This is a genomic window from Arhodomonas sp. KWT (assembly GCF_010993615.1).
In genome coordinates, this window is sequence record NZ_WNXE01000610.1 from 1 (window position 1) to 993 (window position 993).

At 65.6% G+C, this 993-nt stretch carries 1 protein-coding gene; it reads right to left on the reverse strand.

The genetic code is table 11. The features are described from left to right. Nucleotides 1-132: 132 nt before the first annotated feature. On the reverse strand, nt 133-993 hold an 861-nt coding region (locus tag G7A99_RS21120), incomplete at its 5' end, for a hypothetical protein (protein ID WP_163143873.1).

Sequence of the window (993 nt, forward strand, 5' to 3'; positions counted from 1 at the left end):
TTCAGCGCAACACCGACGACACGTTCATTCTCCACCCGGCCTGATCCACGATCGGCGGCGATGAACCAGAAAAAAGGCGCGCCATGACGGCGCGCCCCTGTTACCGCTCCAGCCCGAAGGGCGGGACGCCGGTCACTCCTCGAGGGCGTTGTCGTGAACGTACTCAAGCACCTGCACGGCATCGTCCGCGTTCTGCGTGAAGATATCGATGCCGTTCTGATCGCCATCGATGGCCGGGATGCTGTCGAAGCTCACCGCCTCGAGGATATCCGTGGGGGTGGGCACGTAGACGTTGTTATCCGGATCGTACACCAGCGCCGTGACCTCGCGGTCGAACCGGGCGGTCCGGTCATAGGTGTAGTCCGAGACCAGTGCACCGAGCTCGTCGTCAACGCCGATGAAGCTGCTGATGTAGACGACCTCGTCGACGGTGAGCTCACCGGTCTTGTCGGACGCGCCGGCGATTGCGGACGCCGCGAGCGTGCCCAGCACATCCGGAGCCACCCGCAGGGTCAGGGTGCTGGAATCACCGCCCTCGTCCTGGGCCACCACGGACAGCACGTAGTAGCCATCCACCGTCTCGCCCGAACTGGCCTCCAGCAGGGCCTTGTAGATCGCGAGGTTCTCCAGCGGCGAGTCGATGGTGTTGCCCAGCAGGTCCACGAGGCGACCGGCCTCGTCGGTCACGTCCATGAGGTTCGCCTCGGTGATGGTCATGCCGTCCACCTTGGCCAGGGCCTCGGTGAGCGAGTGATCCAGCACCGACGACGGCGCCCGCGCGACATTGAGCCGCCCGAACTCCACCTCCATGACCTGGTCGGCCAGCTCATCGGGGAGCTCGCCGTCCTCCGTCAACTGCGCCACCTCGGTACAGTCGGCATTGAGGCAGGGCTGGACATTGCCGTTATCGTCCAGCACCGGATTGCCCTCGTCGTCGCGCAGGATCGCCCAGAGGTCACCGTAGTCGCCGCCCTTGGACGTGCCGGGCTCGGC